The organism is Microbacterium sp. AC215, assembly GCF_979258645.1.
In genome coordinates, this window is the sequence record NZ_OZ409869.1 from 3,117,532 (window position 1) to 3,137,754 (window position 20,223).

22 protein-coding genes are annotated in these 20,223 nt (G+C 70.1%); 14 read left to right on the plus strand and 8 right to left on the minus strand.

All coding sequences use genetic code 11. The features are described from left to right. Nucleotides 1–4: 4 nt before the first annotated feature. The 4 genes from ACZZZF_RS15095 to ACZZZF_RS15110 are packed head-to-tail and all read right to left on the minus strand — an operon-like array spanning nt 5 to nt 4,087. On the minus strand, nt 5–847 hold the full coding sequence (locus tag ACZZZF_RS15095) for a galactosyltransferase-related protein (protein WP_463499356.1): 843 nt from the start codon (nt 845–847) through the stop codon (nt 5–7). Beyond that, entirely contained in the window at nt 847–1,854 is a 1,008-nt protein-coding gene (locus ACZZZF_RS15100; protein WP_463499358.1) for a glycosyltransferase, read from the minus strand. The genes ACZZZF_RS15095 and ACZZZF_RS15100 overlap by 1 nt, the downstream gene beginning before the upstream one ends. Continuing rightward, nucleotides 1,851–2,990 carry a glycosyltransferase gene (locus ACZZZF_RS15105; RefSeq protein WP_463499361.1) on the minus strand — a complete coding sequence of 380 codons (1,140 nt, stop codon included), beginning with the start codon at nt 2,988–2,990 and terminating at the stop codon, nt 1,851–1,853. The genes ACZZZF_RS15100 and ACZZZF_RS15105 overlap by 4 nt, the downstream gene beginning before the upstream one ends. Then, nucleotides 2,987–4,087, minus strand: coding sequence for a glycosyltransferase family protein (locus ACZZZF_RS15110; protein WP_463499363.1), 1,101 nt, complete (start codon nt 4,085–4,087; stop codon nt 2,987–2,989). Before ACZZZF_RS15110 ends, ACZZZF_RS15105 begins: the two co-directional genes overlap by 4 nt. Nucleotides 4,088–4,172: 85 nt before the next feature. On the opposite strand from ACZZZF_RS15110, the gene ACZZZF_RS15115 reads away from it, so the two are divergent. From ACZZZF_RS15115 to ACZZZF_RS15130, 4 genes are read left to right on the plus strand one after another with little or no spacing between them, the layout of a single operon-like run. Continuing rightward, nucleotides 4,173–5,102: a WcbI family polysaccharide biosynthesis putative acetyltransferase gene (locus tag ACZZZF_RS15115; RefSeq protein ID WP_463499366.1), complete on the plus strand. Its 930-nt coding sequence runs from the start codon at nt 4,173–4,175 to the stop codon at nt 5,100–5,102. Further along, nucleotides 5,099–6,073, plus strand: a complete 975-nt coding sequence (locus ACZZZF_RS15120; RefSeq protein ID WP_463499369.1) for a hypothetical protein — start codon at nt 5,099–5,101, stop codon at nt 6,071–6,073. Before ACZZZF_RS15115 ends, ACZZZF_RS15120 begins: the two co-directional genes overlap by 4 nt. Continuing rightward, nucleotides 6,067–7,371, plus strand: a complete 1,305-nt coding sequence (locus ACZZZF_RS15125; RefSeq protein ID WP_463499371.1) for a glycosyltransferase family 2 protein — start codon at nt 6,067–6,069, stop codon at nt 7,369–7,371. The genes ACZZZF_RS15120 and ACZZZF_RS15125 overlap by 7 nt, the downstream gene beginning before the upstream one ends. Nucleotides 7,372–7,387: 16 nt before the next feature. Further along, entirely contained in the window at nt 7,388–7,681 is a 294-nt protein-coding gene (locus ACZZZF_RS15130; protein ID WP_053097644.1) for a DUF7882 family protein, read from the plus strand. 10 nt (nt 7,682–7,691) lie between these two features. Here ACZZZF_RS15130 and dinB read toward each other — a convergent pair whose 3' ends face one another. Together dinB and ACZZZF_RS15140 are read right to left on the minus strand one after the other, a co-directional pair. Further along, on the minus strand, nt 7,692–8,888 hold the full coding sequence (gene dinB, locus ACZZZF_RS15135) for a DNA polymerase IV (RefSeq protein WP_463499374.1): 1,197 nt from the start codon (nt 8,886–8,888) through the stop codon (nt 7,692–7,694). A 60-nt stretch (nt 8,889–8,948) separates the two neighbouring features. Beyond that, on the minus strand, nt 8,949–9,611 hold the full coding sequence (locus ACZZZF_RS15140) for an arsenate reductase/protein-tyrosine-phosphatase family protein (protein ID WP_308418026.1): 663 nt from the start codon (nt 9,609–9,611) through the stop codon (nt 8,949–8,951). A 116-nt stretch (nt 9,612–9,727) separates the two neighbouring features. Between ACZZZF_RS15140 and ACZZZF_RS15145 the strand changes: the two genes are divergently transcribed. The 4 genes from ACZZZF_RS15145 (at nt 9,728) to ACZZZF_RS15160 (ending at nt 11,917) form a co-directional block, all read left to right on the plus strand. Next, entirely contained in the window at nt 9,728–9,988 is a 261-nt protein-coding gene (locus tag ACZZZF_RS15145; protein ID WP_053097641.1) for a DUF6458 family protein, read from the plus strand. 7 nt (nt 9,989–9,995) lie between these two features. Next, nucleotides 9,996–10,670, plus strand: a complete 675-nt coding sequence (locus tag ACZZZF_RS15150; protein ID WP_053097640.1) for a phosphatase PAP2 family protein — start codon at nt 9,996–9,998, stop codon at nt 10,668–10,670. Continuing rightward, nucleotides 10,667–11,479 (plus strand): DUF1206 domain-containing protein, encoded by an 813-nt coding sequence (locus ACZZZF_RS15155; RefSeq protein WP_463499377.1) that lies wholly within the window; start codon nt 10,667–10,669, stop codon nt 11,477–11,479. Before ACZZZF_RS15150 ends, ACZZZF_RS15155 begins: the two co-directional genes overlap by 4 nt. An 81-nt stretch (nt 11,480–11,560) precedes the next feature. Further along, nucleotides 11,561–11,917 carry a hypothetical protein gene (locus ACZZZF_RS15160; protein WP_053097638.1) on the plus strand — a complete coding sequence of 119 codons (357 nt, stop codon included), beginning with the start codon at nt 11,561–11,563 and terminating at the stop codon, nt 11,915–11,917. A 66-nt stretch (nt 11,918–11,983) separates the two neighbouring features. On the opposite strand, the gene ACZZZF_RS15165 is transcribed toward ACZZZF_RS15160, so the two are convergent. Beyond that, nucleotides 11,984–13,009, minus strand: coding sequence for a zinc-dependent alcohol dehydrogenase family protein (locus ACZZZF_RS15165; RefSeq protein ID WP_463499956.1), 1,026 nt, complete (start codon nt 13,007–13,009; stop codon nt 11,984–11,986). Nucleotides 13,010–13,050: 41 nt separating this feature from the next. Further along, nucleotides 13,051–14,295: a multidrug effflux MFS transporter gene (locus tag ACZZZF_RS15170; protein ID WP_463499378.1), complete on the minus strand. Its 1,245-nt coding sequence runs from the start codon at nt 14,293–14,295 to the stop codon at nt 13,051–13,053. 102 nt (nt 14,296–14,397) lie between these two features. Here ACZZZF_RS15170 and ACZZZF_RS15175 point away from each other — a divergent pair, with 102 nt between their 5' ends. The 6 genes from ACZZZF_RS15175 (at nt 14,398) to ACZZZF_RS15200 (ending at nt 20,144) form a co-directional block, all read left to right on the plus strand. Beyond that, on the plus strand, nt 14,398–15,288 hold the full coding sequence (locus ACZZZF_RS15175; protein WP_463499380.1) for a helix-turn-helix transcriptional regulator: 891 nt from the start codon (nt 14,398–14,400) through the stop codon (nt 15,286–15,288). 107 nt (nt 15,289–15,395) lie between these two features. Next, nucleotides 15,396–17,117: an MDR family MFS transporter gene (locus tag ACZZZF_RS15180; RefSeq protein WP_082297877.1), complete on the plus strand. Its 1,722-nt coding sequence runs from the start codon at nt 15,396–15,398 to the stop codon at nt 17,115–17,117. Between the two features lies 1 nt (nt 17,118). Beyond that, entirely contained in the window at nt 17,119–17,574 is a 456-nt protein-coding gene (locus ACZZZF_RS15185; protein WP_463499383.1) for a MarR family winged helix-turn-helix transcriptional regulator, read from the plus strand. A 124-nt stretch (nt 17,575–17,698) separates the two neighbouring features. Continuing rightward, nucleotides 17,699–18,433 (plus strand): ABC transporter permease, encoded by a 735-nt coding sequence (locus ACZZZF_RS15190; RefSeq protein WP_463499386.1) that lies wholly within the window; start codon nt 17,699–17,701, stop codon nt 18,431–18,433. Further along, a complete protein-coding gene (locus ACZZZF_RS15195; protein WP_295104890.1) occupies nt 18,430–19,200 on the plus strand; it encodes an ABC transporter permease in 771 nt (256 codons plus the stop codon). Before ACZZZF_RS15190 ends, ACZZZF_RS15195 begins: the two co-directional genes overlap by 4 nt. Beyond that, nucleotides 19,197–20,144, plus strand: a complete 948-nt coding sequence (locus ACZZZF_RS15200; RefSeq protein WP_053097631.1) for an ABC transporter substrate-binding protein — start codon at nt 19,197–19,199, stop codon at nt 20,142–20,144. Before ACZZZF_RS15195 ends, ACZZZF_RS15200 begins: the two co-directional genes overlap by 4 nt. The last annotated feature ends 79 nt before the right edge of the window (nt 20,145–20,223 follow it).

Consider the following 20,223-nt stretch of genomic DNA (forward strand, 5'->3'; position numbering starts at 1 on the left):
CGGTTCAGCGACGGGATGCGCTCGCGCGATCGACGCGGCGGAAGCCGCCGCCGTGAGGTTCCACGGCACCGCCCTCGACGAAGCTGTCTATCCAGCCGCGCATCGGCCACTCGCCCCATCGCTCGGCGAACAGAGCCCCGTTGCGCAGGATGTCGTCGAGGTGGCGCCAGGGCGGAGAGCCGGCCGGATGCCACTGGTGGTAGGCATGCGCGCCGCCGACCCAACGCAGCCCGATGCCACGAGCCCGTGCGCGTCGACCCAGGTCGGTGTCTTCGGCTCCGTAGCCCTCGTACACCTCGTCGAATCCGCCGAGACGCGTCCAGGTCTCGGGGGTCACCGCGAACGAGAGCGACCAGAACAGGTCGAACTCGTCATCGGTCGCCGCGACGACGGCGTCGCCCGCGGGCAGCGGGCGAGCCGGGTGCGGACGGGTCAGGATGCCGAGATCGTGCGGTGTCGAGGGGCGCTGCACACTGTGGAGATAGGTCACCGGGCCACAGAGGAGGTCCTGCGGGTGCGTTCGCGCGGCACCGATATATCGCTCGACGAGTCCCGGTCCCGGCAGGCAGTCGACATCGAGGAACACCAGCAGGTCGACGTCCCGAGCGAGCGCGAGCGCGGCCGCCGCGTTCCGCGCCGCGCCGACGCGCATGCCGTGGTCGCCCGGCGGCACATGCACGAACAGGGCCGGGGGCTGCACGGGCGGGGCCTCCGCATCCAGCCACGCCTCGATGCGGACGATCTCGACGCCGGGCGTGCTCACCTCGTCGAGGAACCGCCGCTGACGCTGCAGATGGTCGAGACGGTTGATCGAAGCCGGCGTGATGACGGCGACGCGGACGCTCATCACGCCACCTCCTCGATCGCGCTCGCGGCGCGGGCGGCAGCCCCGTGCACCTGCCACGCGTGCCAGCGGGGAGCGGTCTCAGAAGCTCGGCGGATGCCGTCCACGACCTGGGAGGGCTCCGCATCGACCGGAAGACTCTGGGCGAAGCCCTGTGCGGCGAGCACGCGGGCCATGTCCTCCTGCTCGCCGAAGGGCCTCTCCTGGGCGATCACGACGGCGCGGACATCGGCGGCGGCGAGGTCGGCGATGCTGTTCTGGCCCGCCGCGCTCACCACGACCGTGGCGCGGCACAGCAGGGGCCAGACGTCGTCGACCCGATCGTCGTCGTTCGCGCCGGCGCTCTCGACGTCCCACCCGTCCGCTCTGAGCAGCTCGACGGTCTCGGAGAGCCCGTCACGGTCGAGAGCGCGGCCCAGGAACAGCACGCGACGGGGGTGCTCATCGCCGGTGTCGACGCGGGCTCGGCCGTCATAGCGAGACACGCCGCCGACCGCTCGCACGCGCTCGCGGCCGACGAGCGCCGTCGCCTCGATCGTTCCCTGCGGCCACGGCGTCACGATGAGGTCGGCGAGGTCGTATCCGAGCCGGTGCGGGGCGTCGGTGCGCTCGCCCGGTTGAGCGAAGACGATCGTCGGCACGCCCATCAGGCGGGCGAGCATCGTGATCTCGACGCTGACGTCGACGACGAACGCCGCGGTCGGGTGGACGGCCACCCAGTCGGCGATCACCGAGAGGCGAGCCTGATGCCCGGGATGCCCGAGGGGTGCCCAGTGCAGGCTGCCGTTCGCGGTGACATCGCCGAGCTCGTGCGCCTCTCGGCGCACTCCGTCGGCCCCGACGACCGGGTCGGAGTCGGAGGGCAGCTGAACCCATGTCGTCCGCGGTGCCAGGGACTCGGGCTCAGGCAGGCTCGAGAACACCGTGACCTCGTCGGCGAGGTGCGGGCGGATCGCCTGCATCCGCGTCAGGTGGCCCCACCCGTGATGGTGCACGTACCAGGCGATCATGCTCCGACCGCCTCCACGAACTCGTGGGCGGGCATCGCGCTCTGAGCGGCGACGGTGAGGACCCGTTCGATCTCGCGATGCCGATGGTCGAGCGAATGCCGCGCGGAGGCGGCGTCGCGCACATCCCGTCGGCGCAGTCCGCTGCGCGACTGCGCGACCAGGTTCGTCGCGGCGCGCGCGAGCGCCTCGGTGTCGGCGGACGGCACCACGGCGGTGCCGGGGATTCCGGCGAGCACCTCACTGGTGCCTCCCGAGTCGAACGCGGCGACGGGCGTGCCGGTCATGAGCGCCTCGGCCATCACCAGCCCGAAGGGCTCCGACCACACCGGTGTCACGAGGGCGACCGATGAGGCCCCGACGAGCGCGGCGAGCTCGGGCTGTCGCAGCGCGCCGACATAGTCGATGCCCCGGCCGAGACGCGGGCGCACCTCGCGGTCGAAATAGGCGGCGTCGCCGACGCGGCCCGCGAGCTTCAGGCGCGCGCCGGCGCGTCGAGCAGCGTCGATGGCGAGATGGGGTGCCTTCTCGGGCACGATCCGGCCGAACCACACCCAGTCCCCTCCGCCCGATCCCAGACTCCACTGTGCGGTGTCGACGCCGTTGGTGAAGACGAACGCCTCGACGCCCTCGGCCGACCACGCGCGCGCCGTGTACTGGCTGACCGCGAGGAACCTGTGCGGCGACGAGCCGTCGAGAGCATTCGACGCGATCACCATGTCGGCGAGGGGAGGGGTGTGCAGCGTCGTGACGACCGGAACCCCGATCTCACGGCTCCACAGGATCGGATCGCCGTGGAGGCTGTGGTTGTCGACGACATCGACGCGGGTCTCCGGCGCGTCGAGCCGATCCCGCACTCGGGCGAAGGCGTCGGTCATGAGACGGCGGTGCCCCTCGGGGAAGTCGGTGTCGGACGCATCCCGCGCCCGGTGCCACCGCGGACTCGGCAGGTGCAGGTCTATGTCGGCGTCGAGGAAGTCCGATCCCTCCGCCGCGCACAGCTCCACATGGTGGCCGCGGCTGCGCAGCCAGCGCACGCGGTTCCAGACCACGGCCTCCAGCCCGCCCGCGTGCGGTTGGCGAAGAGGATGACGTTCGGGCGCCACGACCAGCACCCGCAGCTGCTCGCGACCCATCATGCGCGGACCCCCTCGGTGACGCGCGCACATGCCTCGGCGTACAGCCGCGCATGGGCGGTGCGCACCTCCTGCCGCTCGGCCAGCCTCTCGGACCTGCGCGTGTCCATCGGCGGACGGGGCGGCGCGTCCGCCGCGTGCGACACGGCCTCGGCCAGCGTCCGCGGGTCGTCGAGCCCGATGATGAAGAAGTCGTCGGGATGCTGCGAGCCGATGTGCCCCACCTCGGTCCCGGCCACGGGGACCCCCAGGTCGTGGCAGAGCTCGACCCATCCCGAGTGGGTTCCGTGCAGGTACGGCAGGACGAAGAGGTCGAGGCCGCCGATCCACGCGGCGATGTCCGCGTCGCTCAGCCGCGGGGTGCGCCGCACGTGCACCGACGGGTGGTCGGCCGCGGCGGCGACCACGCGGGCTGCCGCCTCGTCATCCCGCGTGCGCTCGTTCAGCAGGATCTCGAAGTCGACGGCGCGACCCGCCTCGGCGAGCTGCCCGGCCGCGTCGACAGCCGTGCGGACCGCACGCTCCGCGTCGATGTTGGGACGCAGGTCGCGCAGGTGGATGCCGACCCGCACGGTCGCGTCGCCCGAGCGCCCGATCACGGGCGCATCGTCGAGCAGGGTGGGGTGCGCCAGCACCTCGCTGCTCCGGTGCCACCGTCGTTCGATCTCGGCCGCCGCCGTCGCGGTGAGCGTGACCAGGTGATCGGCCGACGGGATGATCACATCGAGCAGCTCTCGATACGGCGCCTGGTCGACCAGCTGCGGGTTCTCGAGGTCGTGCACGGTGTACACGACCGGGCGGCCGAGCCGGTGCGCGGTCTCGAGCGCCTCGCGCAGTTCGTCGGGCGAGAAGGATTCGAGGCCGAAGTGCACGTGCAGCACATCGAACTCATCTGCGTGCGACACCAGCCACTGCGGGGTGAGAGCCACCGGAGGCCACCAGACGCCCGCAGCTGCGCCGAGAACGGGCGGATCGGGGAGGACCTTCACTCGCTCCGTGTCGGCGATGGCGCGCACGTAGGGATGGGTGGCCGGGATCGAGGCGACGCGGATGAGGGCGGGTTCGGTGACGATGTGGTTCTCCGTGGGCGGGCAGAGCATCGACGTGCGGGGTCGCGATGACGGGGGTGACCGCACAGCAAAGGGGGCGCACGACTGATGCGATCGAAGGGGGTACGTTCGAATCATGAGCCACGATCCCGAACCGCGCACGGGCGTTGCGCCGACCGGCTCCGTGGTGCTAGCGCGTCAGAAGCACTACTCGGAGTTCTACGGGCTCACCCCGCTTCCCGAACGATTCGGCGTCGTCCTCGGCAACTGCCAGGCCGAGTCGCTGCGCGTGGTGATGGATGCGCCGGAGCACCGATTCGTGCGCGTCCCCGCCGTGCACGAGATGACCGCCGCCGACGCCGCGCGCCTGCACGAGATCGCCGGCCTCGCCGACGTCGTGGTGAGCCAGCCGATCCGCGACGACTATCGCGATCTGCCGCTGGGGACGCAGCAGATCGCCGCGGTGACCGATGCCCGGGTCATGACCGTGCCCCCGGTGCGCTTCGCCGGACTGCATCCGTTTCAATCCGCCTTCCGGGTTCCTGGCGTCGAGGGAGATCCGCCCGTCGTGGCGTACCACGACGTGCGCACTCTCGCCGCCGCCGCGGGCATCCCCGTCGTCGCCGCGCTCGCGCCCGCTGAGGTGCGGGCCGTGGGACAGACGTCGATCGACACGCTGCGCCTGCGCGAGCAGACCGCCGACGTGGCGGTCTCCGACCTCTTCGACTCCGTCACGGCCGATCACATGCGCACGGTCAATCATCCGGGCGATGCGGTGTGGATGCCGTTGGGTGCCCGCATGCTCGAGATGCTCGGCCATACGGGCGGCCCGACCGACCCCGGGCGCCCGCTGCTGAACTCGGTGCGCGCGCCGTTGGAGCCGGAGGTCGTCGACGCGTGGGGGCTGGCGGACGAGCCGCGCGCGCACTGGATCGTCGACGGCGTGGCGGTCGACGACGCCGAGGTGCGTGCCGCTCACCGCGAGTGGTACGCCACGCACCCGGAGTTCGTCGACGCCGCCGTGACCCGTCTCGCGCCCCTTCTCGACGTCTGGCGAGCACGATGAGCGTCACCCCGCTGCTGCTCGTCCACCCTGGAACGCACGGCGTCGCCATGTACGGACGGCAGATGGCCGATGCGGTCCGCGTCGCGGATCCGTCGATCCGCACCGTGGAACCGCACGACCTGGATGCGGACGACGACCGCGCCCCGTTGCACGTGCACTTCACCGACCGACTCTGGGGGCGCTCTCCCGGGGAGGCGGCGCAGGCGTTCGGAGACCTCGCCGCCGGGCGCGCGATCAGCGTCACCCTGCACGACGTGCCGCAGGCGTCGGACGGCGAGCGCAACCTGCCCCGGCGGCGGGCCGCGTACGCGGCGGTGGCGGCGGCGGCGCGTGGAGTGGCGGTGAACAGCGACCATGAGCGTGCGCTGCTGCGCGAAGAGCGGGTGTGGACGGGCCCGGCGGTGAGCATCCCGCTGCCCGTCGAGCTGCGGCCCGAGGTGCCGCGGACGCCGGCTGACGCGTCGATCGGAGTGCTCGGCTACTTCTACCCGGGCAAGGGACACGACGAGGCGGCCCGCGCAGCCGCGTCCGCGGGCATCACGAGGATGACGGTTCTCGGCCGGGCGTCCGACGGCCACGCCGCGGAGCTCGAGGAGTTCGTCCGTCGCGCGGGCGCCCTCGGGGTCGAGGTCGACGTGACGGGCTGGCTCGACGACGAGGAGATCGCCCGGCGGGGACGCGTGGTGTCGGTGCCGGTGATCGCCCATCGCCATGTGTCGGCGTCGGGGTCCCTCGCATCGTGGATCGGCTGGGGGCGCCGTCCCGTCGCCGTGCGCAATCGCTACATGGACGAGATGGCGGCGCTGCGTCCGGGAACCGTGCAGACCGTCGACGGATCAGAGCTCGCCACCGCGGTGCGGGCGGCGTTCGAACGACCCGAGACGACCTGGCACGGACTCACTCGGCTGCCGATGTCGTGGCCGGACGCGGCGGAGGCCTACGTGCGCTGGTGGGGCGGGCTGGCGTGGTGACACGGCGCCCGTGGGTCGTCGGCAACAGGTGGGACTCGCTCGACGGGGTCCGGCCGCAGACGCTGCCGAAAGTGTCGGTGATCGTCGCCCACTACGAGCAGCCCGGGGAGCTCGCCCGCACGCTGTCGGCGCTGTCGACGCAGGACTATCCGCGCGAACTCCTCGAGATCGTCGTCGCCGACGACGGCTCCGCCGGGGATGTCCTCGTGCCGCCGGGGGTCACCCTCGTGCGGCAGGACGACCGGGGCTTCCGCCTCGCCGCTGCACGCAATCTCGGCGCACGAGCGAGCACCGGGGACGTGCTCTGCTTCCTGGATGCCGACACCGCCCCGGAACCCGGGTACGTGCGGGCTCTCACCCGTCTTCCGGCGCTGCTTCCCGAGGCGGTCACGGTCGGGCGGCGTCGCCACGCCGACTTCTCGGGCATCGATGCGGAGACGCCCGTGATCGAGGCGGTGATCGGTCGTGAGCTCCCGGAGCCGGCCTGGCTCGCCGAGGAGTACGCACGCAGCCGTGACCTGCTCGACGCCGATGACCGCTCGTACCGGTTCGTCATCGGCGCGGTGATCGCCTGCTCGCGTCGCCTGTTCGAGGAGACCGGCGGCTTCGACGAGTCGTTCTCGACCTACGGCGGGGAGGACTGGGAGTGGGCGCATCGGATGTGGCAGGCCGGCGCCGTGCTGGCGCACGTGCCGACGGCCGTGGCCTGGCACGACGGGCCCGAGTGGGCCGAGCGCACGGATTCCGGGCTCGAGCGCGCGAACGCCCAGACCATGACACTCGTCTCGTCGATCCCGGTCGACGGCTCGGCTCCGCGGGGACTGCTGTCGGCGGTCCCGGATCTCGTCGTCCGGCTGCGCGGCACGCACACCCGGGAGGCGCTGTTCATCGCGGTGGACTCGATCCTCACCGCGTTCCCGCGGTCGCGCGTGATGCTCGATGCGACGTCCGGACTCGACATCGACGACCCGCGCATCGTGATCGACGGCGACGAACCCGAGGCCAGGGTGCTCTGGGAGCTCGACCGCCCGGTCGTGGTCCTCGAGTCGGCAGGGATCGCCGAGCTCGTCGCGGGCCTCGGTGCGGGTGACGTCGGCACCGTCGATCTCGTCGACTCCGCCGGCTCGTCCGCCGGTGTGCTGCACTCGCGACGAGCGCTGCGGCGAGCCGCGCGATGGGGCACGGCAGAGGGATTCGAGACCCTGACCGTCCGTGCGGAAGGCGTGCATCTGCTGCGCTCGAACCCGCACGTGGAGTCATGGGTCGGAGGGTGGGGCGGTCCCGATCGGTTCCGCTGAGCGTACAGTTCTCATCATGGGGAAATTGGAGTACAACAGCTCGCGGCCCGCGATCGAGATCGAGGACGCCACTCTGGCGCACGTGAAGATCGTGATCGGCACGAAGCTGCGCCGCAATGAGAGCTTCATGATGACCTGGCTCTCGAAGCCCGAGGCATCGTCCGGCCGCATGACCATCTGGGTGCACCCCAGCATCCCATTGGTGCTCGAGTTCGATGACCCGACGATGCCCGCGATCGACCCCAAACGGGTCGCCCACATGATGGATCAGCTGAACTCGCGCGGCGAACTGGTGCTCGACCAGCTCTGACGTCGAGCGCTCACTCGTGCTCGGGGAGGATCGGACTCGACCACCCCGGGTCGCGCCCCAGCTGAGCGGCGCGCGAGACGGATGCCGCGCCGAAGCGACCGCGCAGGGTGTCGAGCACCGTGTCGAGTCGTTCATCGTCGCCCCAGTCGATCGGCAGTTCGGGTGGCGCGTTCTCGGCGCGGTCGAGCTGCGACAGCGAGATCCCGATGAGGGTGATGCCCCGCGCCTCGATCTCGGGCCAGGCTGCGGCGAGCAGGGTCCGCGCGACGTCGAGCAGGATCGCGGTGCGATCGGTCGGCGCCCGGAGAGAGCGTGATCGGGTCGCCTTGGCGAAGTCCCCGTAACGAAGGCGCAGCACGACCGTGCGGCAGACGCGCCCGCCGTCGCGGAGCCGGCGGGCGAGCCGGTCGATGATCTGCGTGAGGAAGAGGTCGAGCTCGTCCGCTGTGCGGGCGCGCGAGCCGAGGGCGCGCTGCGAGCCGATCGAGCCGCGGCGCCGGGTCGTGTCGACCGGGCGCGGGTCGCGCAGGCGGGAGAGGGCGTGCAGGTGCGAGCCCGCAGCCTTGCCCAGCACCCGCTCGGCCGTCGCCGGCTCGAGCTCCGCCAGCTGACCGACCGTGTGCACCCCGTAGCGGTGCAGCTTCTCGGCCGTCACCGCCCCGACGCCCCACAGGCGCTCGACCGGCAGCGGCAGCAGGAACTGCTCTTCCCGGTCGGGTTCGACCACGAGAAGCCCATCGGGTTTGCTGACCGCGCTGGCGACCTTGGCGAGGAACTTGGTGCGCGCCACGCCCACCGAGATGGCGAGGCCGACCTCTGTGCGCACCCGATCCCGCAGCCGCACTGCGACCTCTTCGGGGGTGCCGACGATGCGCCTCAGCCCACCGACCTCGAGAAAGGCCTCGTCGATCGAGAGGCCCTCCACGAGCGGGGTCGTGTCGCGGAAGATCGCGAACACGTCCTTGCTCGCCGCCGAGTACGCCTCCATGCGCGGCGGGACGACGACGGCATCCGGGCAGAGCTCGAGCGCCTGGCGGCCGCCCATCGCAGTGCGCACCCCTCGGGCCTTGGCCTCATAGCTCGCCGCCAGCACCACGCCTCCGCCGACGATGACGGGCCGGCCGCGCAGAGCGGGCGCATCGCGCTGCTCGACCGAGGCGTAGAACGCGTCGAGATCGGCGTGCAGCACGGTGGCTTCGCCCCGCATCGTGTTCTCCCGTCGACGTGCAGATCGTCGCACGGGCCGGGGACATCCGGGCCGGGGCTGTCAGGCCGCGATCAGCCGCGACGACAGCGCGCGGATCCTCTGGCAGAGCGTGTCGAAGGCGCTCTCGAAGGCGGCGGCCGTGCCGACCCTGGCAGGATCCCGCACCGACCAGTGCAGGTCGTCGCCCGTGAGCATCCGCTCGTGCGCGTCGTCGCACACCGTGATCACCAGGTCGTCGTCGGTGCGCACCTCGTCGACGTGGCGGGGTGGCCGGGCCGGGTCGATGATCAGCCCGTGGCGTTCGGCTGTCGCCAGCGCCTCGGGGTTCACCGCGGAGGCGGGCTGGGTGCCGGCGGAGGCCACGTCGATCGCGCTCACGTCGCGCCAGATGACCTCGGCGAGCTGCGATCGGGCCGAGTTCGCGGTGCACACGAACAGCACCCGGCGCGGGGGAGCGACGCTCGGCGGTGCGAGCGTGTCGAACACCTCGGGGCGGAGCCCGATGTAGCTGCGCCGCCTGTCGAACTCCGAGCGCGTGCGCGTGATGATGCGCGCGGACTCGAGGACGCCGAGATGGTGGGCGATCAGATTCGATCTCAGGTCCAGCGTCGTGCCGATCTCCGACGACGAGAGGTCGCCGAGTGTGAGCAGGTCGACGATGCGCAGGCGCGTCTGATCGGCGAGTGCGGCGAAGATCGCCACGCGGCGTTCGAGATCAGTCATCGTTCCCATCCATATCACGGGATGACGGACGTGTCCACGGGTATTGACTCAATCGGTGTTGACCATATTCTGGTCGTCGCGAGACCGCGGACGCGGTCTCGGAGAGGAATGGACATATGGGCATCGGCAGCGGCATCGCGCTCTTCGTCATCGGAGCGATCCTGGTCTTCGCACTCAACATCGACACCGGCGGCTACGTCGATCTCGATCTGATCGGCTACATCCTCATGGGCGCAGGAGTCGTCGTCTTCCTGATCAGCCTCATCCTCACGATGCGCAGCCGTCGCACCGAGACCGTCGACCGCACCGCCGTCGACCCGGCGACCGGCGACCGCGTGACCCGTCGCAGCATGCGCGACAACGAGCCCCTCGCCTGATGTCGGCGTGACCGAGGTGCAGCGCGGCACCGGCGCGATCGTCGTCGGTGTCGCGGCGACCCTCGCCTTCGTCGTGCTGCGGGCGGTGGTCGCCCTCGGCGGTCACGAGCCGCTCGCGATCGACGTCTGGTGGCACGACCTCATGGTCGCGCTGACCAGCGACATCTGGGTCGTCGTCGCCTGGGTCCCGGCGGTGGTCGGCGGCACCATCGGCATGATCGTCGTCGGAGCGCTGCTGATCGCCGCGCTCATCTGGCGCGGTCGGCGGTGGGATGCCGCGACGCTGGCGATCGCCATGGTCGCCGTCGTGGCGATCGGCGCGACCATGGCGGCAGTGATCGGGCGCACGCGACCGGCGGACTCGCTCGCCGAGAGCGTCGCGACGTCCTTCCCATCCGGGCACACGGCTGTCGCCACGACCGTCGTGGTCGTCCTCGCACTCGTGCTCCGTCGTCGATGGGTCTGGGTCGTGGGCGTCGTGTGGGTGCTCCTCATGATGTGGAGCCGCACCTACCTGCATGCCCACTGGCTCAGCGACGTCGTCGCGGGAATGCTCGAGGGCGTTGCCGTCGCGACATTCGTCTGGGCCTGCATGGAGGCGATCCGTGCGCGGCGCCTCGCGTCTGCGACCCCCACTCCCGACATCTCCGAAGAACCGATCGAAAGCACCGTGAACCCATGAACACTCGCGACTCGGCCGCCTCCACCGCGAGAGCCGCCCAGGACTCGACCGCCTTCCGCGTCCTCGCCCGCGTCGGCTACGTCGTGCTCGGCATCCTGCACATCCTCATCGGGGGCATCGCGATCTCGATCGCGACCGGCGGCGGCGGCGAGAACGCCGATCAGGGCGGTGCCATGCAGCAGATCCAGGAGTCTCCCGCCGGCGTGTTCCTGCTGTGGCTGATCGTGCTCGGCCTTCTCGCTCTCGCGATCTGGCAGATCGCCGAGGCGGTCGTCGAGCGCGATCCCGATGCGAAGAAGAAGTGGGCGCACCGGGCGAAGTTCGTCGGCACGGCTGTCGCCTATCTCGCGATCGGCGCGACGGCTCTGGTCTATGCGCTCGGGGGCCAGTCGCAGTCGTCCGAATCCTCCCAGTCGTTCAGCGCGAAGCTGCTCGCGGTGCCGGCCGGCGTCGTGCTCCTCGTGCTCGTCGGGCTCGGAGTGGCGGCCGTCGGCGTCGCCTTCGTCGTCCGGGGCATCACTCGCGCGTTCATGGAGCATCTGTCCGTGCCGTCCGGAAAAGCGCGATCCGGCATCGCCGCCTTCGGAACGGCCGGCTATGTCGCCAAGGGCATCGCGGTCGGGGTCGCGGGTGTGCTGTTCGTCATCGCGGCGCTCACGCATGACCCCGAGACCGCCGGCGGCCTGGACTCGGCGCTGCGCGCTCTGGCCGGACTCCCGTTCGGCGCCGTCATCCTGTGGGTGGTCGGTGCCGGCCTCGCTCTGTACGGCCTGTTCTGCTTCGCCCGCGCCCGCTACGCCCGGATGTGAGCTGACCCCGCCCGCATATCGAACCGTGATCCGCCGCGCAACCCTGCACCGCGGATCGGCCGAGTCGGCCAGGATGGATCCATGAAGATCGTCTCGTACGCAGGCCAGCAGCTGGTGACCACGGATGACGTGGCGGACTCTCTCGTGACTCTCGCCGCAGCCGTCGCCAAAGAGGGGGAGGCCGACGCCGTCGAGATCCCCATCCTCGTCGGCGGGCGCGAGGACTGCGCCGACCTCGTGATCGGCGTGGGGAACGACCTGCTGGTCGGTCCGCACGAGTTCGATGACGACGAGCCCGACTTCAGCGAGCACGCGGCGAAGCTGCAGGCGCACCGCCTCTATCCCGATTCTCCGGACTCGGGAGAGCACGGCGGCCACAGCGACTGGTACGTCGATGTGGACCTCGACCTCGACGGCTCGGCCGCGGCGGCACGCTGACCGCGAGGTTCCTTCGCCGACGGCGGAGGGCACGAGAAAGGCGCCCGCCGCCGTCGGAGGTTCTGATCAGTCGGTGGTGAGCAGCACCTTGGTGGCGCGGCGCTCGTCCATGGCCTTGTAGCCCTCGGCCGCCTGCTCGATCGGCAGCGTCAGATCGAAGACGGCCCCCGGATCGATCTGATCGGTCATGATGAGGTCGATCAGCTGGGGCAGGAAGCGGCGCACCGGCGCCGGCCCGCCCAGAAGGCTGACGGTCGAGAAGAACAGGTCCAGGCCGTCGAGCTCGACGCCGTGGCTCACGCCGACGTACCCCACGTGTCCACCCGGACGCGTGGCGTGGATCGCCTGCATCATCGACTCCTGGGTGCCGACCGCCTCGACGGTGGAGTGGGCGCCGTACCCTCCGGTGAGCTCCTTGATCTTCGCGACGCCTGCGTCGCCGCGCTCCTCGACGATGTCGGTGGCCCCGAACTTCGTCGCCAGAGCCTGACGGTCGGCGTGGCGGGACATCGCGATGACCCGCTCGGCTCCGAGCTGCCTGGCCGCGAGGATCGCGAGCAGGCCGACGGCTCCGTCGCCGACCACGGCGACGGTCTTGCCCGGCCCCGCCTCGGCGGCCACGGCGGCGAACCATCCGGTGCCCAGGACGTCGGATGCCGCGAGCAGGCTGCGCGTCTGCGCGGGGGTCGGATCGCCCTCGACGGCGACGAGAGTGCCGTCGGCGAGAGGGATGCGGGCGTAGTCGGACTGGGTGCCGACGCCGCCCATCATGACCTGGTGGATGCAGCGCGACTGGAATCCCGCCTGGCAGATCTCGCACGTGTTGTCGGACGCGACGAACGATCCCACGACGAAGTCGCCGACCGCGATGTCACGGACCTCGTCGCCGACCTCCTCGACGACGCCGATGTACTCGTGACCCATCGGTGTGGGGTGGTCCACCGGCTCGATGCCGCGGTAGGGCCAGAGGTCCGAGCCGCAGATGCAGGCGGCGGTGACGCGGATGACCGCATCCGTCGGCTCGACGACGGAAGCGCGGGGGACCTCCTCGACGCGGACGTCTCCGGGGGCGTGCATGACGACGGCGCGCATGGTGCGGGTGCTGACGGTGTCTGTGCTCATGATGTTCTCCTTCAGTGGGTGAGGGCGGCGGATGAGGTCGTGTGCGGCGAGTGCCGTGGCGTGCGCCCGCGTGCGGTGCCGATCAGCACCAGGGTGACGGCCGCGAGCACGGTCGCGGAGACGGTGACCACGCCGAGCGGCAGGATGCTCAGGGCCCCGGCGACGCCGACGAGCGGGGCGGCGATGCCCCCGAAGCCGAACCGCACCATCCCGAGAAGCGACGAGGCGGTGCCGGCGATCTGCGGGTATCCGACCAGAGCGAGGGTCGTGGCCGGGGGAGACGAGATGGAGACGCCCGCGGCGAGAGCGAACAGCGACGCGAGCACGACCCACAGCGGCATCGTCGTGAGTCCGGCGGCGAGCAGGCCGAGAGCGCCGGCGGTCGCGACCACGACACCGGCGGCGAGGACGGCGTGCACGTGCCCTCGTTCGGAGAATCGGCCGGCCAGGTGGCCGAAGACCATGAATCCCGCGGAGTTCGCGCCGAACGCGAGGGCGTAGCCGAGGGGCGACAGGCCGTAGATGTCCTGCAGCACGAACGTCGCGCCGGACAGGTAGGCGAAGAGCGCGGCGTACATCAGCCCCTGATTCAGGACGGCGCCGACGAAGACGCGGTCTCGCAGGAGCGTCCGATAGTCGCTCAGGGTGCGGGTCAGACCGCCGGTCGTCCGTGCCTCGATCGGCAGGGTCTCCCCGAACCGCGCGAGCGCGATGATCAGGATGGCGGCGCCGATGACGGCGAGGAAGACGAAGAGTCCCCGCCAGTCGATGATCGTGTTGAGGAGGCCCCCGAGCAGCGGGCCGACGATCGCCGCGAAGCCGCCGACGACGGTGAGCCGCGCGTAGAAGCGGATCAGCGTCCCGCCGGAGAAGACGTCACGCCCGGCCGCCTGTGCGATCACGATGCCGACGCCGCCGGCGAGTCCCTGCACGAATCGGGCGGCGATCAGCAGCTCGACCGTCGGACTGATCGCGCACAGCATCGACGTGAAGATGTACGCCACGATGCCGATGAGCAGGACGCCGCGGCGGCCGTATCGATCCGACACCGGCCCGGCGATGAGCTGACCGGCCGCCAGACCGATGAGGCAGGCGGTCACGGTGAGCTGCGCGACCGACGTGGCGGCGCCCAGCGCTGCCGTGAGAGCCGGAAGAGCGGGCAGGTAGAGGTCCATCGAGATCGGCCCGAAGACGGTCAGCAGAAGCAGCAGGGCGGGGAGCACCCGGTCGACGGAGGGGCGGGCTGCGGATGTCATGCTGTCCACTCTGCGCCTGTCGGGTGCTCCGAGGGAGTCCCTGTCGAGGGGTGTACTGCGAGAACCTCCCTCCGAAGCACGGTCGGGGGTAGCGTCCTGAGCATGGACAACAGATCCGAGGTCCGCGAGTTCCTGATGACCCGCCGCGCGCGTGTCGCGCCCGAGTCGGTCGGCATCCCGGCCGGCGGGAACCGACGTGTCGCCGGCCTGCGGCGCAGTGAGGCCGCAGCGCTCGCCGGAGTCAGCGTCGAGTACTACGCGAAGCTCGAGCGCGGCGCGATCGCCGGCGCCTCCGCCGCGGTGCTCGACGCGCTCGCGTCAGCCCTTCGACTCGACGACGCCGAGCGCGCGCATCTGCTCGATCTCGCCCGCGCCGCCGACGGCATCCCGTCGAGCGGCCGCTCGCGTCGCCGGTCGGCGAAGCCCGGGGCTGCACGACCCAGCCTGCAGTGGGCGCTGTCGTCGATCACCGATGCGATCGCGTTCGTCCGGGACCCCCACCAGAACCTGGTCGCCACGAACGATCTCGCCCGAGCCTTCTATTCGCCGGTGATCGGCGACGGCGGCCGCACCCCGAATCTCGCGCGCTTCCAGTTCCTCGACCCGGCAGCGCACGACTTCTATCCCGACTGGGATCTCTTCGCCGAGATGTGCGTCGCGATCATGCGAGCCGAAGCCGGGCGGGATCCGCACGACAAGGGTCTGCAGGATCTCGTCGGCGAGCTGTCGACGCGCAGCGAGACGTTCCGCCGGCTGTGGGCGGCGCACGATGTGCGCATCCACGGCGCGGGCACGAAGCGGTTCCGGCATCCGCTCGTCGGCGAGCTGACCCTGGCGTATGAGGAGCTCGCGATCACCGCCGAGCCGGGCAACGTGCTGCTGATCTACTCGGCCGAGCCGGGCTCGCCCTCGGCCGAGCGTCTCGCGCTGCTCGCGTCGTGGTCCCTGGGCCAGCGCGTCGTCGAGCCGACCAAGGACGAGAGCCGCGGCTAGCGTCCCACTCCATCGACAGATGGTTGCCTCCGGTCTACAGTTGCACTTTCGCAACCAATAGGCGTATAGTTGACTCTTATCAACTTTCTACACAGGAGCTCTCCACTGTGACACACATCTCACCCACCTCCTCAGGCGACGCGGTGCGCTCGCCTCGCGAGGTCTTCACCGCGATCTCGGGCCTCGTCGTCGGCATGTTCGTCGCCGTGCTCTCGGGCACCGTGGTGTCGACCTCCATGCCGGTCATCATCGCCGACCTCGGCGGCACCCAGTCGCAGTACACCTGGGTCATCACCGCCAGCCTCCTCGCGACCGCCGTCTCGACCCCCATCTGGGGCAAGCTCGCCGACCTCGTCGATCGCAAGATCCTCGTGCAGCTGTCGCTGATCATCTTCACGGTCGGCACCGTGATCGCCGGCTTCTCGACCGACACCAACATGCTCATCGCGGTCCGCGTGATCCAGGGCATCGGCGTCGGCGGACTGATGTCGCTCGTGATGATCGCGGTCGCCCTCATCATCTCGCCGCGCGAACGCGGCAAGTACATGGGCGTCGTCGGCGGAATCATGGCCCTCGGCACCATCGGCGGCCCGCTGCTCGGCGGACTCCTCACCGACGTCTGGGGCTGGCGCTCCAACTTCTTCGTCGGCGTGCCCTTCGCCATCCTCGCCCTCGTGCTGCTGCAGTTCACCCTGCACCTGCCCAAGCCCCAGCGCGACCGCAAGGTGTCGATCGACTACTTCGGCATCGTGCTGCTCGCGGTCGGCGTCTCGACCCTGCTCATCTGGGTCTCGATGGGCGGCAGCCAGTTCGACTGGGACTCCTCGACCAGCATCATGCTCGCCGTCACCGCGGGTGTCGCGATCGCCGCGTTCATCACCGTCGAGTTCTTCGTCAAGGAACCGATCGTGCCGATGTCGCTGTTCCGCAACCGCACCTTCACGCTGTCGGTCATCGCGTCGATCGCCATCGGCGTCTCGATGTTCGCGACCTCGGTGTTCCTCGCCCAGTACTTCCAGCTCGCCCGCGGTGCCACACCGACCGAGTCCGGCCTCATGACGATCCCGATGATCGTCGGACAGATGGGTGCGTCGATCATCATCGGCCAGCTCGTCAGCCGCTTCGGCAAGTGGAAGGGATGGATGCTCACGGGCTCCGTGCTGACCACGATCGGCGTCAGCCTGATGGCGACCCTGCGCTACGACACCCCGTTCCCGCTGGTCGCGACCTACATGTTCGTGCTCGGCGCAGGTCTCGGCATGGTCATGCAGAACCTCACGCTCATCGTGCAGAACGACACCGCGCCGCAGCAGCTGGGCGCCGCCTCGTCGAACGTCAACTTCTTCCGCACGATCGCCGGCACCATCGGCGTGACGGTCATGGGCGCTTCGCTCTCGACCAGCGTCGGCAACTACATCTCCGACGCGCTCGAGGGATTCACTCCCACGACGCCCGATGAGATCGACGCGCTGAAGCACCTCGCCTCTGGCGATGTGCCCAAGGTCACGCAGCTGCCCGACACGATCCGCACCATCGTCGAGGGAGCCTACGGCCACGGCATCGCGGATGCGTTCATCATCGCCATTCCGCTCGCAGTGATCGCCATCATCGCGATCGCGTTCATCAAGAACAAGCCGCTGTCGACGAAGAACGCCGCCGAGCAGCTGCGCGAGCAGGCCGAGGAGTCCGTTCTCGAGGTCTCCGAGGCCGAGGTCGGCGCCACCATGTCGACCGGAGCCATCCGCATCTCGGGCACCGAGTCCGCCTCACCCTCGACCGGCTCGGTGACGACCGTGCTCGAGCGCGACGAGCGGGAGTCGGGGCGCTGACATGGTCACCTTCGAAGCGGCGGCGCCCGCCGACGTCGACACCGCCCTCGGCGACCTCCAGACGCATCTGAACCTCATCTTCGCGAGGACTCGGACGCTCTGGAGGGAGTCGGCGGCGCGCATCGACCCCGAGCTGCAGGTGGGCGGCTACAAGCTGCTGACCTTCATCGATCGGGCGGGCTCCGCCAGCGCTCACGAGCTCGCCGAGCGCTTCGAGATGGACAAGTCCGTCATCAGTCGCCAGGTGCGGATGCTGGAGGAGCTGGGCCTGATCGAGTCGAGGCCGGACGAGCGTGACGGCCGGCTGCGGGTCCTGACGGCGACGCCGTCGGCCTGCTCCGCCCTCACCGAGCTGCGCAGCGACCACGCCTCGCGCCTGCGCACGGTCGTGGCCGAGCTCACGCAGGACGAGATCCACGCGGCATCCAAGGTGTTCCGTCTGCTCTCAGAGGTCTGACCGAGAGCCCGGGCCGATCACGCGACGTGTCGGCCCGGGTTGTCGAGAGCGATATTCTGTGGTTCAGTCGAATGTCTTGACTTCGCGATTCGGCGTCCCAAGACCGTAAAGAACGGTACTTCGGATGAACTGGATCGCCTCCAACCTCGGATTGATCGTCGATCTGACGATCAATCACGTGCGTCTGGCGATCATTCCGATCATCCTCGGCTTCCTGATCGCGGTGCCGCTGGGCTGGGTGGCCAGCCGCAATCGCGTCGCCCGGACGTTCATCATCACGACGGGCAGCCTGCTCTACACGATCCCGTCCCTGCCGCTCTTCGTCATCCTGCCGGTCATCCTCGGCACCCGGATCCTCGATGACACGAACCTGGTCGTGGCGCTGACGATCTACGCGGTCGCGATCATGCTGCGCTCGGCAACCGACGCCTTCGGATCGGTCGATCGGTCGATCATCGAGTCGGCGAAGGCCATCGGCTTCTCGCGCAGCGGCCGGTTCTGGCGCGTCGAGTTCCCTCTCGCCGGCCCCGTGCTGATCGCCGGCCTCCGCGTGGTCTCCGTGTCGACCATCGCCCTCGTCTCGGTGGGCGTGATCATCGGCTCGGAGAATCTCGGCTACCTCTTCCAGAACGGCAAGCAGCGCGGCATCCTCGAGGAGGTCGTCGTCGGGATCGTCATGAGCCTGCTCATCGCTCTCGTCTTCGACCTGATCCTCGTGGCGATCGGGCGGGTCCTCATGCCCTGGAGCCGCGCCGCCGGCGTGCGCGGCAAGAGCGGCGCACCGACCGACCCCGACCCCGCGACCGACGGTGTCAGCACCCGTCGGGTGCTCGCGCCCCCGGGGGCCGGTGTCCGATGAACTTCTTCCTCGACGCCATCGCCTGGATCCTCGACCCCGCCAACTGGGTGCCGGGCTCGCAGAGCCCGCTGCCCATCGGCGACCGACTCGTCGAGCACCTCATCTACTCGGGCGTCTCGCTCGTCATCGCGATGCTGATCGCTCTGCCGCTCGGCTTCTACATCGGGCACACCGGGCACGGTCGCCAGTTCGTGATCGGCTTCACCGGTGCGATGCGCGCTCTCCCGACGCTCGGGCTCCTGTTCTTCCTCACGATGGTGCTGCGCTCCGGTCTCAGCACCACTCCGGCCGTCCTCGTCGGCTCCGTCGTCGCTTTCGTGCTGCTGGCGATCCCGTCACTGCTCGCCGGCGCCTACGCCGGGCTCGAGAGCGTCAGCCGCGAGTCGATCGATGCGGCGCGCGCGATCGGGATGACCGAGATGCAGATCCTCCGCAAGGTCGAGATCCCTCTCGGGCTGCCGGTGATCATCGGCGGGGTCCGCTCGGCCACGCTGCAGGTCATCGCGACCGTGACGATCGCGTCGTACGTCGGACTCGGCGGCCTCGGGCGGATCATCTCGTCGGGCATCGGCCTCAACGACTACACCGTGATCCTCGGCGGGGCGCTCCTGGTGACCGTTCTCGCGCTGAGCGTCGACGGCGTCTTCGCGCTCCTCCAGCGCCTCACCCGTACTCGGGGGCAGACGAGCCGTCCCCTCCGCAGTGTGCAGCGAAACAGGTCGGATGCCGCTGTGGCGCCGATCGTCGACGAAAGGACCCCCGCATGACCTCTCGAGCCCGTAAGACCTGGCTGACGGCCTGCCTGCTCGCCGTCAGCACCACCGTCGCGCTCGCCGGCTGCGCGACCGCCGACCCGACGTCCTCGGGCGGTGACGCCGCCGAGGGCGACGCGATCGTCGTGGGCTCCTTCGCCTTCCCCGAGAGCGAGATCCTCGGCGAGATCTACGCGCAGGCGCTCGAGGCCGAGGGCTTCGACGTCTCGACCAAGTTCAACATCGGTCCGCGCCAGCAGACGATCCCCGCGCTGCAGGACGGGTCCATCAACCTCATCCCGGAGTACAACGGCAACCTGCTGGCCTACTACGACACGGCGTACGAGGAGCGGACGACCGAGGACGTCGATGCGGCGCTGCCGGATGCGGTGGGCGCGGACGACCTGCAGGTGCTCGACTCGGCCGAGGCCGAGGACAAGGACGCCTACGTGGTGACGAAGAAGACCGCCGAGGACAACGACCTGACGGCCATCGGCGACCTGAAGGCTCTCGAGCCGTTCTCCCTGGCGTCGAACCCGCAGTTCGGCGAACTCGGCTACGGGATCCCGGGGCTGCGCGACGTCTACGGCGTGGGCGTCGAAGCGGGACAGGTCACGTTCGTCCCGTACGAGGACTTCGGCGGTCCCGACACGGTGCAGGCGCTCGTCGACGGCACGGTGCAGGTGGCCGACATCTACACGACGTCGCCGGCGATCAAGTCCGAGGACCTCGTCGTCCTCGAGGACCCGGAGAACATGATCTCGGCGCAGAACGTCATCCCGCTGCTCTCGAAGGACATCTACACCGACAAGCTCGCCGAGGTGCTCAATGCGATCTCCGCGAAGCTCACCACCGACGACCTGATCGATCTGCGCGAACGGGTCGAGGGCGACGAGAAGGCGTCGGCTGCGACCGCGGCGGAAGAATGGCTCACCACCGCAGGTCTGCTCGACAAGTGATCGTGCGGACGGATCACGAGTCGGTGATCTGATCGAAGCCCCGCCGGCACAGCGCCGGCGGGGCTTCATCGTAAGCTGG

Excerpts from the sequence above, each read along its gene's own strand:
- ACZZZF_RS15195 (WP_295104890.1), top strand. The coding sequence starts at position 18,430 with ATGAACTTCTTCCTCGACGCCATCGCCTGGATCCTCGACCCCGCCAAC.
- ACZZZF_RS15170 (WP_463499378.1), bottom strand. The coding sequence starts at position 14,295 with ATGACATCCGCAGCCCGCCCCTCCGTCGACCGGGTGCTCCCCGCCCTG.
- ACZZZF_RS15130 (WP_053097644.1), top strand. The coding sequence starts at position 7,388 with ATGGGGAAATTGGAGTACAACAGCTCGCGGCCCGCGATCGAGATCGAG.
- ACZZZF_RS15175 (WP_463499380.1), top strand. The coding sequence starts at position 14,398 with ATGGACAACAGATCCGAGGTCCGCGAGTTCCTGATGACCCGCCGCGCG.
- ACZZZF_RS15145 (WP_053097641.1), top strand. The coding sequence starts at position 9,728 with ATGGGCATCGGCAGCGGCATCGCGCTCTTCGTCATCGGAGCGATCCTG.
- ACZZZF_RS15190 (WP_463499386.1), top strand. The coding sequence starts at position 17,699 with ATGAACTGGATCGCCTCCAACCTCGGATTGATCGTCGATCTGACGATC.
- ACZZZF_RS15120 (WP_463499369.1), top strand. The coding sequence starts at position 5,099 with ATGAGCGTCACCCCGCTGCTGCTCGTCCACCCTGGAACGCACGGCGTC.
- ACZZZF_RS15200 (WP_053097631.1), top strand. The coding sequence starts at position 19,197 with ATGACCTCTCGAGCCCGTAAGACCTGGCTGACGGCCTGCCTGCTCGCC.
- ACZZZF_RS15140 (WP_308418026.1), bottom strand. The coding sequence starts at position 9,611 with ATGACTGATCTCGAACGCCGCGTGGCGATCTTCGCCGCACTCGCCGAT.
- ACZZZF_RS15155 (WP_463499377.1), top strand. The coding sequence starts at position 10,667 with ATGAACACTCGCGACTCGGCCGCCTCCACCGCGAGAGCCGCCCAGGAC.
- ACZZZF_RS15185 (WP_463499383.1), top strand. The coding sequence starts at position 17,119 with ATGGTCACCTTCGAAGCGGCGGCGCCCGCCGACGTCGACACCGCCCTC.
- ACZZZF_RS15105 (WP_463499361.1), bottom strand. The coding sequence starts at position 2,990 with ATGATGGGTCGCGAGCAGCTGCGGGTGCTGGTCGTGGCGCCCGAACGT.
- ACZZZF_RS15110 (WP_463499363.1), bottom strand. The coding sequence starts at position 4,087 with ATGCTCTGCCCGCCCACGGAGAACCACATCGTCACCGAACCCGCCCTC.
- dinB (WP_463499374.1), bottom strand. The coding sequence starts at position 8,888 with ATGCGGGGCGAAGCCACCGTGCTGCACGCCGATCTCGACGCGTTCTAC.
- ACZZZF_RS15165 (WP_463499956.1), bottom strand. The coding sequence starts at position 13,009 with ATGCGCGCCGTCGTCATGCACGCCCCCGGAGACGTCCGCGTCGAGGAG.
- ACZZZF_RS15115 (WP_463499366.1), top strand. The coding sequence starts at position 4,173 with ATGAGCCACGATCCCGAACCGCGCACGGGCGTTGCGCCGACCGGCTCC.
- ACZZZF_RS15095 (WP_463499356.1), bottom strand. The coding sequence starts at position 847 with ATGAGCGTCCGCGTCGCCGTCATCACGCCGGCTTCGATCAACCGTCTC.
- ACZZZF_RS15160 (WP_053097638.1), top strand. The coding sequence starts at position 11,561 with ATGAAGATCGTCTCGTACGCAGGCCAGCAGCTGGTGACCACGGATGAC.
- ACZZZF_RS15100 (WP_463499358.1), bottom strand. The coding sequence starts at position 1,854 with ATGATCGCCTGGTACGTGCACCATCACGGGTGGGGCCACCTGACGCGG.